The 14,819-nt window shown below is 61.0% G+C and carries 10 protein-coding genes and 1 pseudogene; 2 read left to right on the top strand and 9 right to left on the bottom strand.

Translation table 11 applies throughout. The features are described from left to right. Nucleotides 1-288 precede the first annotated feature (288 nt). Nucleotides 289-2,193, top strand: a complete 1,905-nt coding sequence (locus tag DEIPE_RS22805) for a DUF6345 domain-containing protein (RefSeq protein WP_015231519.1) — start codon at nt 289-291, stop codon at nt 2,191-2,193. A gap of 558 nt (nt 2,194-2,751) precedes the next feature. Here DEIPE_RS22805 and DEIPE_RS20830 read toward each other — a convergent pair. The 3 genes and pseudogenes from DEIPE_RS20830 to DEIPE_RS22800 form a co-directional block, all read right to left on the bottom strand. Beyond that, nucleotides 2,752-3,735 carry an IS110 family RNA-guided transposase gene (locus tag DEIPE_RS20830; RefSeq protein WP_015231260.1) on the bottom strand — a complete coding sequence of 328 codons (984 nt, stop codon included), beginning with the start codon at nt 3,733-3,735 and terminating at the stop codon, nt 2,752-2,754. A 188-nt stretch (nt 3,736-3,923) separates the two neighbouring features. Next, nucleotides 3,924-4,930, bottom strand: a pseudogene (locus tag DEIPE_RS23495) (IS630 family transposase). 76 nt (nt 4,931-5,006) lie between these two features. Further along, a complete protein-coding gene (locus DEIPE_RS22800) occupies nt 5,007-5,513 on the bottom strand; it encodes a DUF6714 family protein (protein WP_015231517.1) in 507 nt (168 codons plus the stop codon). 516 nt (nt 5,514-6,029) lie between these two features. Between DEIPE_RS22800 and DEIPE_RS22795 the strand changes: the two genes are divergently transcribed. Further along, entirely contained in the window at nt 6,030-7,670 is a 1,641-nt protein-coding gene (locus DEIPE_RS22795; RefSeq protein ID WP_015231514.1) for a sensor histidine kinase, read from the top strand. 116 nt (nt 7,671-7,786) lie between these two features. Here DEIPE_RS22795 and DEIPE_RS20805 read toward each other — a convergent pair whose 3' ends face one another. The 6 genes from DEIPE_RS20805 to DEIPE_RS23490 all read right to left on the bottom strand — a co-directional run bounded on the left by DEIPE_RS20805 (nt 7,787) and on the right by DEIPE_RS23490 (nt 14,719). After that, nucleotides 7,787-8,116: a hypothetical protein gene (locus tag DEIPE_RS20805; protein WP_245557662.1), complete on the bottom strand. Its 330-nt coding sequence runs from the start codon at nt 8,114-8,116 to the stop codon at nt 7,787-7,789. Between the two features lie 114 nt (nt 8,117-8,230). Beyond that, nucleotides 8,231-8,593, bottom strand: a complete 363-nt coding sequence (locus tag DEIPE_RS20800; protein WP_157449124.1) for a response regulator — start codon at nt 8,591-8,593, stop codon at nt 8,231-8,233. Beyond that, on the bottom strand, nt 8,590-9,045 hold the full coding sequence (locus tag DEIPE_RS20795) for a response regulator (RefSeq protein ID WP_015231511.1): 456 nt from the start codon (nt 9,043-9,045) through the stop codon (nt 8,590-8,592). Before DEIPE_RS20795 ends, DEIPE_RS20800 begins: the two co-directional genes overlap by 4 nt. Then, nucleotides 9,042-11,792: an ATP-binding protein gene (locus tag DEIPE_RS20790; protein ID WP_015231510.1), complete on the bottom strand. Its 2,751-nt coding sequence runs from the start codon at nt 11,790-11,792 to the stop codon at nt 9,042-9,044. Before DEIPE_RS20790 ends, DEIPE_RS20795 begins: the two co-directional genes overlap by 4 nt. Before the next feature lie 422 nt (nt 11,793-12,214). Beyond that, nucleotides 12,215-13,141 (bottom strand): hypothetical protein, encoded by a 927-nt coding sequence (locus DEIPE_RS20785; protein ID WP_015231509.1) that lies wholly within the window; start codon nt 13,139-13,141, stop codon nt 12,215-12,217. A gap of 792 nt (nt 13,142-13,933) precedes the next feature. After that, nucleotides 13,934-14,719: an IS5 family transposase gene (locus DEIPE_RS23490; protein ID WP_083865924.1), complete on the bottom strand. Its 786-nt coding sequence runs from the start codon at nt 14,717-14,719 to the stop codon at nt 13,934-13,936. Nucleotides 14,720-14,819 lie beyond the last annotated feature (100 nt).

The raw sequence follows: 14,819 nt of genomic DNA, 5'->3' as shown, positions 1-14,819 counted from the left end.
TTCGCTCGACGCAAATGAGGCACTTCGGCAGCTTCATCCTGGCGCTTCCGGCGTGAGTGCGTACGTGACTTCGCATCAGGCGTCCTGATGCCGACCTGCCAGCGTTTTCAGGGGCGCTTTTGGGACGTTCGAACGTATGAGAGCATCACGCGGTCGGCGGATGCCGCCTCAAACGTAAGCGGTGCGTGAGCCGGATGAGGCCACTGTGAAGGGGTCGCCCTCCGTGCAGGTGGCGCGACACGTGCGTCCATCAAAAACTCACCTGGACGGCACGCGCACTGGAGGCCAATGAAGTCACACCTGTCGCACAATTCGAGCTGGTGGATGCTGAGTGCCATGATCACCTTGTCGCTCGCCGGCTGCGCGAAGACGGGCAGCGCACCAAGCTCGAGCACGCTACCCGTGCTCACTGTCATCTCGCAAGGCCCCACCCTCGGACAAGCTCAAGCTTTACAGGCCGCCTTTGGCCTCCCGGTCACTCCGTACGACGAGACGGACGGCGCCATCCGCTTTCTCGACACGACGCGCTTCCATGTGCTGCCTACCACGCCGCTCCCCGACACCACGCCCAACGAGGAAGGCACACCCACGACCAACGCTGCCTTCGATTTCGCTGCGATCAACGCGATGCCGGTTTATCCCGACGGACAGGCTGCCTCGCGTACGCAAGCGGCTTTCAGCGCGGCCGGGCTCGCCACGACCGGTGGGAAGGCCGAGGTTGAACACGCGACTTTCGAGGCCGTTCAGGATGACGGAACCGTCGACGTATCCAAGGCGATTGACACGCAGGTCGGGTACGACTTCAGCTTCAACGGACTTCCGCTCGCGGGTCCCGGGGCGAAAGTCAAAGTGGTTTTCGACCCGGCAGGTGCGGTATCGCAGGTTCAGTACGCCATGCGCGGCGTCCAGTCAGGCGAGCAGGTCCCGGTCATCACGGCGCAGCAGGCGGACGCACGCGCTCAGCAGCGGATCGGCAAGGATGTCCTCAGTGCGCAGGGGTCCGCGGTGTCGCCGACCGTTCGGCGCGACTTGGTGTATTACGCGCCTCCGCTCGCCCTGAAGAGCGTCACGAAGTACTTCCCGCACTACCGCTACGTGTACACCTCGGTTGTCAATGGCCAGACCGTGAATTCCAAGGTCGTGTACGTTCCTGCCGTCCAGGCGGCACCTACCCCCACGGTCAGCATGAACGTCGTCGATCATCACGACATTGAAGCGAGCGTGCACGTCGCCGGTGGTACCGCTCCATACACATACCGCTGGGTGTCGTCAAATATGGGTGTCGTGGGTGAGGGGCCGACCGTGCGTTATTTCGTCGGCTCCGAGGAGGACGCGGGTACGCTCGTCGACGAGACCTTGAGCGTCGTCGTGACGGACGCGAATGGCCTGAGCGTGGAAGCTGGCAAGACCACGAGCATCACCGCCGGCTATCCCTTCCTCGAGCCGAAAGCAATCCGGCCCCTTGAGGACAGTTCGGTTGAGGTTGGCGTGTGGTCGGTTGGCATGACGTACAGCCGTGTCGGGCAGGACAACCTTCCTCTCTCCGTTGCAAACGGGAACAATTTCGCGGCGCGCTTTCAGCGTGACGCTATCAACGTTGCGTACAACAAGTCAGAAGCGTCCGCGTACGAGCAGCACCTGAAAAGTGGCCCGTCCGAACTCGTAGATCGGGTCGATCTTGGCTTCTTTACAGGCCACGGTATGCCGACGGGGGTTCTCTTCTCTTCGAGCCGGGACGATAGCTTCCTGGACATCAGCGCTGGGGACACGGTGCAGTGGGGCAATACGGACCTCGAATGGATGGTCTTTGCGGCCTGTGAGGTGCTGCAGCGCACTGCAGGTGGTCGCGGCGTCGCCAACCGCTGGGGACCCTCGTTCAAGGGCCTGCACATGATGCTCGGGTACCACAACATATCCGAGGACACTTCGAACGAAGGGGAGAAATTCGCTGACTACATGTTGCGCCAGAAGATTTTGTGGGTCTTCGGGAATGACGCGATGAAGGTGCGCGAGGCGTGGGTGCAGGCCGCAACGGACACGCAAAGCAGGAAAGTGCAGTGGGCATATATGGGCTTTTACGGAAACAACAACCGAACGAATATGAACGACTACTTCCATGGTCGGGGGAGCGTTTCGAGCGACATCAACGCCGCTGAACGAAAAGGCACCTGGTATGTCAGGGGCCCCTCTTGACCTGAAGGACTTGGTGTTGTCTGAGTGAACATGCCGAACTCAGCCTCAGCCGGTGAGCCGTCCTGCGCGGGCTCACCGGCTGAGGCTCGCCGGTTGCCAGGCCCTTTGGAACGCATCTGAGGTGAGGGCAGAACGAAACGCGTTTTTTGCTTGCGGATCACATGAAGTCTGGAAGGTGCAGATGCCACTCCAGTTGAATTTCCAGGAAGGATTTTGCCTTCTGCGAAATTTACTGGACGTGGCAAGATCTCGAGCACTCTCGGGGAAGTGCGGAGCTCGAGAATGGCGTGTTCCTGTGTACGACATATGACCATGAAGGACACGAGGACACGCCATTCGCTCACCGGCGAAGCAGTGGTCGGCCAGTATTGAGCAGCTGTCTTGAATGTCAAGGTGAATCCTTCGGGGCGTTGGCGTTTGGCGACCACAGGACGTGTCCTGTGGTCGCCAAACGCCAACGCCCCGCTCAAGCTATTGACAACACAAAATGCCGACCTCGAACAAGGATCCGTGTCGGACCGGCACGAGCTCTGTTGGCTCACTTCGAAGTCGGCTCCTCTAGCTTATGCTACCGACCGACTCATCGGGTTTCATTGCTACGCCGGGCTGGTCGCGCCACGGTTCATCAGCTCGAATCATGGCGTTCAAGTGGACAACGAACTTTCGCAGGCAGGCGATCAGTGCCACCATCTTTGGTTTCCCCCTGGCGACAAGTTGCTCATAGTGCGCCTTGATGGTTGGATTGTGCCTCACGGCGACGGTGGTTGCCATGTACAGCGCGGTGCGGACTTCTGCCCGGCCACCCCAGGTTGTGCGTCTTCCCCGCATTCGTCCGCTGTCCCGATTGAGTGGGGCGACCCCCACCAGCCCAGCAACCTGCCCTCGGGACAGCATGCCAAGTTCCGGCAACGCTGAGAGGAGCGTCAGAGCGACCACTGGACCGATCCCTGGCGCACTGCACAGCAGCTCGAAGCGGTGCTGTGTCGCTGGGTGAGCCTGCACTGCGTCCAACAACTCTCGGTCCAGGTCTTTGCGGAGCGTTTGGAGGTGGGCAATCAAGTGTTCGATATGAATTCGGACGCCTTGATCGTGGGTGGCCCCCAGCCGGTTTCGTTCTGCCGTCAACATCGTGACGATTTGCCGGCGCCGAACGGCGAGCGCTTCAAGATGACGGATCTGTTCGTCACGGACAAGGCGCACCTCTGGCCGCACAGCCTGCGCGAAGTGAGCGAGGATCAGGGCATCGAGGCGGTCGGTCTTGGCCAGCTGGCCTGTCGCTCTTGCAAAATTGCGGACCTGCCGAGCATTCACGACCGCGATGGGCAGGTGTGCGAGCGTGCTGGCCAGCACGACTGGGCGCTCCATTCCACCGGTGGCCTCACAGACGATCAGCGTAGGCGACAACGCGGCCAGGCGGGTGCAGAGCAGCTCAAAGCCGCCTTCGTCGTTGGTGACATGGAAGGTCTCCCCAGAGGGGTGGAGGGCGACATCGAGACGCGCCTGGGAAACATCAATACCGACGAAGAGTTCCGGGTTCGTCATATAGGACCTCCCGGGACGTGTTCCGGCCGAACCCAACCTTGCAGAAACGAACTTGGAGATTCACGCAGCTGTACGGGCTTTGGGGCCGGGACTGGGCGACGTGGCGACGCTTGCTCAAAACCGGTTTTGGGCACCCAGAGTAGTTCGGTCTGCCACGTCGTGTCCCATACCTAACTTACAAAGAGTAATTATTGATCGCGGCGTAAGTTTGCATTCAACAACTGTCGTGGCAAGTCGATGTACCGAACGCGCTGCCAGGCACCGACCAGCTTCTCCTTCAATATCCTGACCGTACGCGCACAGAAGTTGTCCAGCACCTTCCGCTTCACGAACAATCACACCAGCTCAACCCTGTTTAATTCCGGTGCGTACGGCGGCAAATACACCAGTGACAGGCGCTCCTGGCTCTCCACGAACGCCTGAACCGCTTTGACCCGATGAATACCGGCGTTGTCCAGCACCACTACGACCTGCCCCTGAATGTGGCGCAGCAGATGCTGGAGAAACTCGATGACCTCCGCGCTGCGGATCGCGCCTTTCTTGGTGTTCTGCAAAAACTGTCCATCCGACGTGATCGCCCCAATGGTCGAGAGCTTCTCCCAGTTCGCGGGCAGCGAGACCAGCGGCGTGACGCCCCTGGCCGACCAAGTCCTTCTTCGGACACCTTTCAACGCGAATCCCACCTCGTCGAGGTAGACCAGCGTGGCCCCTTCAGCCACCTTTTTTTCAACTCCGGGGCCAGCTGTTCCCGCCAGGAAGCGATCCGAAGTTCATTGCGTTCTGCCGCCCGTCCATCGGGCATCTGTGGTGTAAATCCCAGCTGGCGCAGGATGTGCCGGACATGGTCATGGTGGTACCAGACCTCAAATCGACGACCAATCAAGGCACTCACGCGCCGGGTGGTCCAGGTCTCATCCGGGAAGCCGTGATGCAGCGCACCGTCGCGCAGAAAGGTGCGGAGCTGTGCGAGTTGATCTGCGGTGAGACGTGAAGTGGGTCCTTGAGCCACGGTGGCCCCAAGACTGCCGTTTCGTTTGAGTCGGGCTTTCCAGCTGTAGACGGTGTGGACTGAGACGCCGAAGTCATCGGCGATTTCCTGATTCCTGTGGGTACTACGCTCAATCCATTCGAGGGCAGCGAGACGGCGCTCTTCAAGTTGAGTGCGGGAGAAGCGGGCCGGTTGCCAGACGGGCATCTCGACAGAATATCAATGCGAACCCGTAACGCGATCAATAGAGGGCACTGCCGACACTCCTACAGTACGAACCCGATCATTCCTGCACCTGTTCTGCCCAGTAGGCCCACACGTCAAGATAATCGCGCCCGAAACAAGGGGCCGTTGCAATGCCAGGTTCCAGGTGCTCCAAGGCCTCAACGAAGCAAAGAATGGCGCGCTTCTGGGCAAGATCAAAATCTGGCAGGTGTCCGAACTGTTGCGCCGATTCCAGAATCTCAAGCGTCATCCAGGCGAAGGTGCCAAGCCTGCCGTTTGTCTCTATCAACGCTTCCGTCATGTACCTGGGCAGGTAGTACCGAAAGCCCTGGGCGTCCATGAAGATGAACACGCTGGAGTACTCTTTGAGATCTTCACGCGGCACTTCCCACCATGGTCCCTGGAAATCCAGAGCGCGTGCTGCAGCTCGTTCCTCCAGACTTCCGTAGTCGTCGATGACGTCCGACTCTCGAAGTGGCACGCCATCCCCGAGGGTGACGTCACGAAAGGCAGCACGAATTGCTTCGACAACTTCTTTTCGGTTGAAGGTGGCCACCGCAGGCATCGTACAACTACAACGCCTGCAATTGGGGTATCAGCCCGCGATGTTGAGCAACGCCCGGCGCAGCGTGAAACCGACGACCAAGTAAACGATGAAACCCCAGAGGGCCGCGAGTGCTAGGCCGACAACGAATAACGCGAGCTTGCGAAGCATCACCCAATTTCGCACTCTAAGAGAGGAAAGACGATGCAGAACATCCTTCTGAACTGGGCAGCGCTGGAGCCACAACGATGCTCGCAGCAGGCCAACTCCGAGCGATTCACGCTGCGCTTCAATAACGAGTACAGCGAAGGGCCGGACGGCACAACTGACCTTCGTGCCGTCCGGTGGGGCGTCATCGAGGCAATCGAAGCACATGGGTGGAAATTGGGGGCAGGGCGCCACCGACTCGCGCGACAAGGGCACTGATCAGCCGGACACCACGGAACGGCTCGACTGAAAGCACACTTACTCGAAAGTCTGAAGAGCCCTCCACCCGCTTCTCGCCGAGCAGCTTTCAGCGGACGCTAGCCTCACTGAATGTCTTCACCCGCCCGGCAGGCACCCACCATCTTCAGCGATGAACTCCAGGCGGTCGCGCAGGCACTCAGTCCCATCCAACCACAACGCGAAATCTCCGAAGTGATCCTGCGCCCTGCCCTCAGCAGCCTTGGCGCCGTCGCCGGTGCGGTATTGCTGATCAACGCCGCACAGGACAAACTGGAACTCATCGCCCGGCAAGGCTACGAACAGGACCATAAGACCATCTGGCAGGACGGACCGCTTGACCGGCATATTCCTGCCATTCACGCCATGCAGCGCCAGGAAGCCTTGTTCTTCGAGGATTCAGCGACCCTCAAAGCGGAGTACCCACAGCTGGAGCACGAAACGGGCGCCCTCAGTCCCCTGGCGAGTGCCGTGCTGCCCATCGTGCTGAACGAACAGGCGCTGGGCGTGCTGGTCCTTGACTTCCGCGAACCTCACGACTTCTCTCTGGCAGAAAAGCAGTTCCTGAACACCCTGGCGGTGCAGTGCGCCGTGGCGCTCGATCGCAGCATGCGACATGCACGTCAGCTGCTCGGACAGCAGCAACAGGTGCGCATCCTGGAGAGCATCGGTGACGCGTTCTACGCGGTCGATCACGACTGGCGCTTCACGTACGTCAACCAGCGCGCCGAGGAACTCTGGCATCGCCGGCGTGAGGATCTGCTGGGCAAATCATGCTGGGAGGAATTCCCGCACGCGGTCGGGAGCGAAGCGTACCTCGCGCACCTCGAAGCCGCACAGGAACGGCAGGTGGTGCGCGTGGAGACCCGCTCACGCACCCTTGATGCGTGGATCGAGATGGTCGTTCACCCTACCCCGGACGGTTTGTCCGTGTACTTCAAGGACATCTCAGAACGCAAGGAACTCGAAACCAGAAGTCATGACCTCACCCGTATGCTGGAACGCAAGGTGGCCGAGCGCACCCGTGACCTGCAGGACCTGAACGCGGAGTTGCGCGCGTACGCCATTGCCGTGGCGCGTGACTTGAGCGAACCGATGCGACGCGTGGACGCCTTGATGGGGCTGCTGGAGCGAAGACTGCACGACACGATGGACGAGCGAGCGAGGGCGCTCTTCACCCACTTGCGGGAAGAAGCGAAGCACGTGCAGCGCCGCATGGATGAGCTTCGGCTGCTGGCCGTGCTGGAACGCCGGGAGCTGACCGAGGAACTCGTCGCGCTGGACCAGCTGGTCGTGCAGGTCCGCAGTGACCTGGAGCCACTGCTGAAAGGCAGGAAAGTGAAGTGGGTGCTGGGAACGCTACCGTACATCACGGGGGATCCGATGCTGCTGCGGCAGGTATTCGGTGAGCTGCTGGCGGTTTCACTCGACGCCACGAAAGACACGCCTGGCGCGACAATCGAAGTGGAGGGTGAGGGGCGTGACGGGCAGGTGGTGGTTTGGGTACGGCACAACGGGCTCTCTTTGACGGCTGAGGAAGCGCAGCGGTACTTCGAGGTGTTTCAGGTGCCCAGTTCATTCTTGGGTGCGAGTGAGCGGATTGGCCTGGCGAACAGTCGCCGGATCGTGACTCGGCATGGCGGGCACGTCTGGGCAGAGGCGGCACCGGCAGGTGAAGCGGGCGCGTTGCTGTTCATGGCACTCCCGGACCGCCTGAATGCGGGCGGAAATTAACTGCGCTGCCAGGTGAAGAAGAGCCGCCACGATCGGTGGCTCTCTGGTTTGAGGCGATCTTTGGTTCTATGGTTTCCAGCACGCCTCTCGTAACAGCTCGGTTCGCACCTCGAATATCAACTCTGCCGATCGTTCGAGCCTTTCCATTCCGGATCGTGCTTCTCAACGTACTCAAAGAGGCTCTTGGCCGAGTTGAACACGTAATCGAACATCTCAGAAATATCCGTGCCGCGCGCCTTCACAACTCCGTGTCGGTCAATCTTGACTTCCAGCACCACGCCCTCTGAGAGGTCCTGCAAGGTGTCTTTAGGCGCCCAACTGGCTTCGAGCATGCACCGGTGGTTCTGAAGCCACCTCAGCTTTTCTTTCTGCTCTTTGGTCAGGAAGTCGACCCAGCGGTTGAGGTCGTCAGGAGTCATGGTGCAGGCTAGCGTGCTGATCCGCACGACGCGTGACCGTACATATCACACGACCTTCAGGGTCCACCACAAGGCATTGGAGGACGTATGGAAACAGTAGCGTCCGGACTGCAGTTTATGACCCTCCGCAGCCACCTTTCGTCATGGGGACGGATCAAGCAGCTCCACCAGCTGCTCCGCTGCCCCGAAGCCTTTCAACACGTACCCCCGCGCACCCAACTGCACCGCCCTCACCGCGACCTCCGGGTTTATCAGGCCACTCAACACCAGCACTGGAACGTCCTGTACGACCTGTAACGCGCGGGCCAGTAACTCCAGCCCGAAGCCATCCGGAATATCCAGGTCCAGCAGCAGCGCATCAAACTGTCCTTCCGGCCAGCGTAACGCCGCTTCACGGAAGGTCTTCACGTGCTTCACCTCCCACGGAGCGGCGGCCAACTCCAGCAACTCCATCAGCAGCAACGCGTCCGGGTCATGGTCCTCTACCAGCAGCACTCGCTTCACCACTTGTTCCCTTGGGGGAGTCGCGCTGAGCGGAACCAGTAGTCATTCATTTGCTGCATCAAGGCAAAGAAGCCCGGCAAGTCCCGTGGTTTCACCAGGTACGTATTCGCCCCCAGATCATAGGCCCGTTCGACATCCTCCCTGCGGTCCGAAGTGGACAACACCAGCACCGGAATGGAACGCAGTTCCGGATCGTCGCGCAGGTCACTCAGCACCTCCAGGCCGCCTTTCAGCGGCATGTTCAGGTCCAGCAGGATCAAGTCAGGCCGGGGGGCGTCCTCAAAGCTTGCTTCCCGTCGCAGGAAACGCAACGCGTCCACACCGTGTCCCGCGACACTCAAGCGGGTGTGGGGCATGCTTTCCTGGACGGCTTCCTGCATCAACACCACGTCCGCGAGGCTGTCCTCGACCAACAGGACATCGTGCAGTGCAACGTTGGTCAGGTTGATCATGCCGCGCCTCCTGGTGCGAGTGGAAGCGTGACGTGAAACGCCGTACCGTCTCCCGAGGTGCTTTCCAGCCAGATCTGCCCGCCGTGTCGCTCGACGATTTTTCGGGCAATCGAAAGCCCGATCCCGCTGCCTTCGTAAGTCTCGCGAGTGTGCAGCCGCTGGAAGATGGTGAAGATCCGGTCGAAATACTCGGGTTCGATGCCGATGCCATTGTCACGCACTGTGATCTTCACCTGGTCTCCTGCGTCGTGCGCGTGAATATGCACTTCCGGGGTTCGGTCGGGGTGACGGAACTTCAATGCGTTCCCAAGCAGATTCTGGAAGAGTTGCCGCAGTTGCGTGCCGTCCCCGCTGACGCTGGGCAGAGGACCGATGCTCACCTGCGCTTCAGTGCGTTCCACCTGCGCTTGCAGGTCCTGCTTCACCTGCGCCAGCACGTCCCTCAAATCCACCACGTCCCGCCGGCGGGCGGATGAGCCGACCCGTGAGAACGCCAGCAGGTCCTGCAGCAGCGTTCCCATCCGCGTTGTCGCGTCCCCGATCAGCCGAATGTACAGATCGGCTTTCTCATCCAGCCGCCCCTGATACTTCATGGCCAGCAGCTGCGAGAAGCTCGTGATGGTCCGCAGGGGTTCTTGCAAGTCGTGGCTGGCGACGTACGCGAACTGCTCCAGCTCCGCGTTGGACCGCCGCAGTTCTTCGTTGCGGCGCTGCAAGTCCGCCTCGGCCCGCTTGCGCGCCGTGACGTCGTGCATTGCGACCACCGCGCCCAAGGGCGCTCCGTTTTCTGTGAAGATCGGCTGGCCGTTCGCGATGATGCTGCGCGCTTCACCCTTCTCTGGACGGATCACCATTTCGGCGTCCCGTACACGCTCGCCTCGCCACGCGCGGTACAGCGGGATGCGCTCGGTCACCAGGGGCGTCACGCCGTCCCCCTCGAACAGATCGTACTGCCCGGACCACTCCTCGGGCGGCAAGGCTGAAGCTTCTTGACCGTGAAAGGTGCGTGTCGCTTCATTGAACAGGGTCAGGCGTCCCTCAGGGTCGCACGCGACGATGCCTTCCGTGAGACTTTCGAGCACGGCGCGCAAAAAGGTGCGCTCGCGCGCCAACTCATCTGTACGCGCTGCGAGGTCTGTTACGCCCTGCGCGCGCTCGAGGGCCAGGCCGAGGCTGCGCACGACGGTCTCCATCACAGCTTTGTCCGTGCCTGTCCATTTCCGTGGTTCGAACAGCACGAAGCAGATGATGCCGGCGATCTCGCCGTTGACGAAGACCGGCAGGGTCGCCACGGTGTTCACGTACTGTACCAGGGCCGCGTCCGTGTCGCCGCCCCGCAGGTACTCGTCTTGGTAAAAGGGTTGCCGGGTCGTCCACGGCACCACCAGACTTTGCGGCGCATCGTAGGGGAAGCCTGCGTCCACCACGGCCTGCAACGCCGCCGCTTCGGAGGGCGTCGGTCCCAGTTCGCCCGTCTGCACCGTGTTGCGCCACAAGCCGTCCAGACGTTCGTAGTACAGCGCGTAGCCCTCAGTGAGCAGCGACATCACCACTTCTTGGGCGCGCTTCACCAGCGTGTGTCCGTCCACCTCGACGCTGAGATCGCGGGTGAGTTCCGCAAAGCCCTCCAGCACTTTGGTGCGCGCGTCGAGCTCAACGTTCTGAGTGGCGAGGCGCTGCGCTTGCTCCGTACGTTCCAGGGCGAGTCCCAGACTATGGCCTACGGCGCGCACCACGGCTTTGTCCTGCTCAGACCAGTGCGCCTCTTGCAGACGGCCCAGGGCGAGCACCGACTTGACTTGACCGTCTTGTACGAGTGGATATCCGCTGCTGCTGGCGTAGGTCTCAGACTGCTCCACCTGTTCACGCCCGGCGTCCCAATTCTCCACAAACGTGGGTGTGCCTGTGCGGACGATCTCCACGAAGACGGGTGTATCGTATGGCAAACCCGCTTGCAAGACGCGCAGCAACTCCGGTTGATCGTTCAGGTCGTTCGTCCATACGCGTAACTTCCACACGTCGTCTTCGAGCACGTAGTACCCACCGCTGCCGTCCGTGAAGCGCGCGCGCAGCACTTGCAGTGCCTGAGCAACGAGGATGAGGACGTCCGACTGCGAGCCGATGAGTTCGGTCAGGGCCACGAACGCTTCTTGCGCGCGGGCGTCCAGCTCGATTTGTTGAACGCGTTCTTGCACTTGGCGTTGTAAGTCGGTCATGAGGCGTACGCGGCCAAGGGCGATGGCGCACTGCGCGGTGAGGGTGCGCAGAAAACGCCGCTCTTCGGGGGTGAAGTCGTGTGGTTCCTGGAAGTCGAGCACGATCGTGCCGAGCGGCCGCTCGTCCAGGAACATCGGCAGGACGGCGTTGGTGAGCGGGGCAATGGCCCCCGTTCGTTCTTCGAGTTCGGGGTAGGCGCGTACGAGGTCACCTTGCAGCTCGAAGAAGAGGGGTTCGCGTTTCTTCAAAGCGTCCCCGGCAGGAATATTGCCGCTTAAGGACCCGTCGTGCCAGATGGTCTGGGCGCCTTCCTGGTAGCCCTGGGTGGCGGCGATCTCCAGGCCGTCTCCCGCTTCGTTCACCAGCAGCACCGCGCCCGCGATAGCGTCCAGGGCTTGCAGGGCAGGGGTAAGCACGACCGCGAAGACGTCTGCAGGCGTGGACGCAGCGGCGAGCGCCTCAGTGACGTCTTGCAGGCGTTCAGCCAGGGACGGGGGCGGCACCTGAGGCGCCGCAGGCTGTTCGGGCATGCGCTTAGGATAGCGTTCAGCGTAGCCAGTCGGCGTGGTGTTTTCTGGTGTTTTATTGCGCCGTTCTCGTCAAAATGAAGTACTTGTATGTTCGAAAACTTTACCAGCGTGGCAGCGACCCCTTTTTTGCCGAACATTTCTCGGCAGCCGTCAGGTTATCCCAAGTGGCCTTTTCCAGCTCTTATACAGCAGTCATCAAGCCCTATGCAGCTGCAACAAACGAGTTTAATCATGACAAGACATCGCGTTTGAGCGATACGATTCTGACCACAGCGCCTTGGCTGAACGCGTACACAAGCTGATCGACCTGCCCCGCGCACTTGCCGTGCAGAGCATGCACTGCTGGTACGCTCGCAGGCCCAGCAGGTCACGGCGCATCAGCACCGCAACCCACGTGCAGCCATCGATTACCGGCAGATGCGTCACGCGCCGCTGTTGTGCATCTTCTTTTCGAAGCGGCGAATGCCGCCGCCCTGCATGACCGTCAGGGCGTACGTCACGCCCGCTGCGAGGACGAGGCCGAGCGTGTTCAGCAAGAACATCAGCAGATGCTCGCTCAACTCGCCTGAGCCTTCGAAGCCGAAGATCAACTTCAGACCGAACCAGGCGGGATGCACCGCAATGTGCGCCGTGGCGGCCAGACCAATCAGTTCCCTGCGGCCCGCCGCGTCGATGCTGCCAAGACCGGCCGCCACGCCAATCACCATGGAAATGATCACACCGGACACTGGGCTGCCGAACTCGTCGAACTTGATCGGCGGCTCCAGGGCAAGTCCGACCGCTACCCCGGCGAGGACGATCAGCACCGTGCTCACCAGAAGTGCCCACAATGCCTGCCCCAGAAACCGGCGCTCGCGGAGCACCGCACCGAGCGCCACGCCGATCATGTGATGGTGGTATGGCAAGAACAGCAACCCTGCGATGATCAGCGGCAGGTGATCCTCGACCATGCCGTACGCGACCAGCACCGCCGACAGGAACACCCGGCCGGCCAGACTGAAGGTGACCTGCACGAACTGCCACAGTTCAGCGTACACGTCGGGGCTGGGACGAACGACCGGGTAGGTTTCTTCCGCCTGCGGTTCGTTCCCGAAGATGGACTCCGGGTGACGGCTCGTGAGACTGTACGTGCCGGGGTCGTAGTAAGGTGCACTCATCAGCCGCTCGATAAAGTCTTTTGCCTTCGGGATGGACGTCGCAACCTCCACCACGTCCTGCGCGCGTTCCTGCCCGTCAGACCTAAGGGCAGCCGCTCGGTGAACACCGACCTCTGAGATCCCAGCTTCGAATGCTGTGGTCGCGACCTGCTGGCCATGCCCTGCCGGTGCGCGGATCGTAATCAGACGCATGTGATACCTCCTCGTGCCTCAGTGGAGCATACGCAGCACCGGGCTTGCAGCCGCCCGATCTGCCCAAGACAGTCGCATCGCCCGACACCGTGCCGTGTTCGGCAACGGTGAGGGTTCCGGTAACGACATAAAGCGCAAGGCTTTCTCAGCGCGTGCGCCTGGATCACGAACCTCCACCCGCCCGCTCTACTGTCCCGCTGGGCACTGTCGCCATCACCAGAAAGTTGCCTTCAGACGTGGCAAGAGACCGTGTGGCAGGCAGCCTGAACCTCCGGTACACCTCAGGCGCCAGCTACTTGCCACAACCTGTACACGCAGGACAGCCTCCGTCCGTTCTTGTACTCAACTGTCACAGGACGAACGTGCGAAAGAAGAGCACCAGGTTCGGGCGCTCTTCCTTCGTTCAGCGTTCGAATTGTGGTTCTGCGCGCGTTGCCGGGTTACTCGTTGCCGCCGGCAACCCACCCCCAGCAAGGCCCGCAACGCGAACGTGCTGCCCCGCCAGCGGACCAATACCCTCCACCATCAACTCGCTCGCGTCAAACCATTCATCGCCCGCAGTGTAGTCACGGTCGAGCAATTCCCCTGTTACACAATCCAGAACGCCCCGGCCCTGGTGGGACACGATCAGCAACACGTCCGATCCTGATGCAAAGCCAACTTCAGTGAGACCGCCCACTGCTCGAAGGGCACTTTGACGCCACGGTAGCGGTGGTGGAGCCACACTGAGAAACGGCAGTTGCTCGTACACAAGACGCATATTCAAACCAGTGTCCCGCCCCGTCATGTCCGTCATGCTACCGGATGCAATAACCTGCGCAGCACCAACATCAGCACCCCGACAGTGAAAAAGGCGACGTACACGTCGACATGTCGCTCCCAACGAATCAGCAGGCGTCGCTGATAGCCCAACCATGCGAAAGTGCGTTCAATCCGCCAACGCTGCGCGTAATCAGCCTTGGAATACGTTGTTGGGCGTTCCCTTCTCGGTTTCCATCCTTCTGGACGGCGTTTTTCAGGTATGCAGGCGCGAATGCCCCGCACACGCAGGAAGTGCCGAAACGGACGATTGTCATACCCTCGGTCCGCGACCAAACATGCTGGGCGATTCTTGACTCGGCCGCTTATGGTCCGGACACCGATGGTTCCAAGGGTTTTATAAGCCAAGCGTGTTTCGGCCAAACCGGCACTGTCGGGATGGTAACCAATCGGGGTGCCACGTGCATCAGTGACGAGCATCCACTTGGTCCCTTTTCCTTTGCGTGTAAGTCCGACAGCAGCGCCACCGCGTTTTGCGGGAACGAACGAGCCGTCGAGTTGCGCCTGCGACCAATCCACAGCCCCTTTGGACTCCAAAACGTTGAGGGCCGTGCGCCAGAGGAGTTCCCAGATATCCAGGGCTTGCCAGTGCTTCAGGCCTCTCCAGGCGGTGATAGGAGACCCGAGGTCACCGGGGAGGTCGCGCCAGGCAATGCCGGTGCGGAGGACGTAGAGGATGGCGTCAAGCGTTCGACGATCATCGGCACGGGGGCGACCACGGTTGTTGTGAGGGGCAGGAACGGTTGGATAAAGTGCCACTGGGCATCGGAGAGGCGGTGAGACACCAGGCTCGGCTACTGACCTGATATTTGAAACAGTCTCTAGCGATAACGTCAGTGTATGTGCCGGAGTTGCTCGC

Origin of the sequence: Deinococcus peraridilitoris DSM 19664, from assembly GCF_000317835.1 — a bacterium.
Taxonomy (GTDB): domain Bacteria; phylum Deinococcota; class Deinococci; order Deinococcales; family Deinococcaceae; genus Deinococcus_A; species Deinococcus_A peraridilitoris.
The sequence above is the reverse complement of the archived record's forward strand: the minus strand, read 5'-3'. Positions and strand labels throughout refer to the sequence as shown.

Coding starts and splice junctions, on each gene's coding strand:
- DEIPE_RS20790 (WP_015231510.1), bottom strand. CDS start 11,792: ATGCCCGAACAGCCTGCGGCGCCTCAGGTGCCGCCCCCGTCCCTGGCT.
- DEIPE_RS22800 (WP_015231517.1), bottom strand. CDS start 5,513: ATGCCTGCGGTGGCCACCTTCAACCGAAAAGAAGTTGTCGAAGCAATT.
- DEIPE_RS22795 (WP_015231514.1), top strand. CDS start 6,030: ATGTCTTCACCCGCCCGGCAGGCACCCACCATCTTCAGCGATGAACTC.
- DEIPE_RS20795 (WP_015231511.1), bottom strand. CDS start 9,045: ATGATCAACCTGACCAACGTTGCACTGCACGATGTCCTGTTGGTCGAG.
- DEIPE_RS20785 (WP_015231509.1), bottom strand. CDS start 13,141: ATGCGTCTGATTACGATCCGCGCACCGGCAGGGCATGGCCAGCAGGTC.
- DEIPE_RS20830 (WP_015231260.1), bottom strand. CDS start 3,735: ATGACGAACCCGGAACTCTTCGTCGGTATTGATGTTTCCCAGGCGCGT.
- DEIPE_RS22805 (WP_015231519.1), top strand. CDS start 289: ATGAAGTCACACCTGTCGCACAATTCGAGCTGGTGGATGCTGAGTGCC.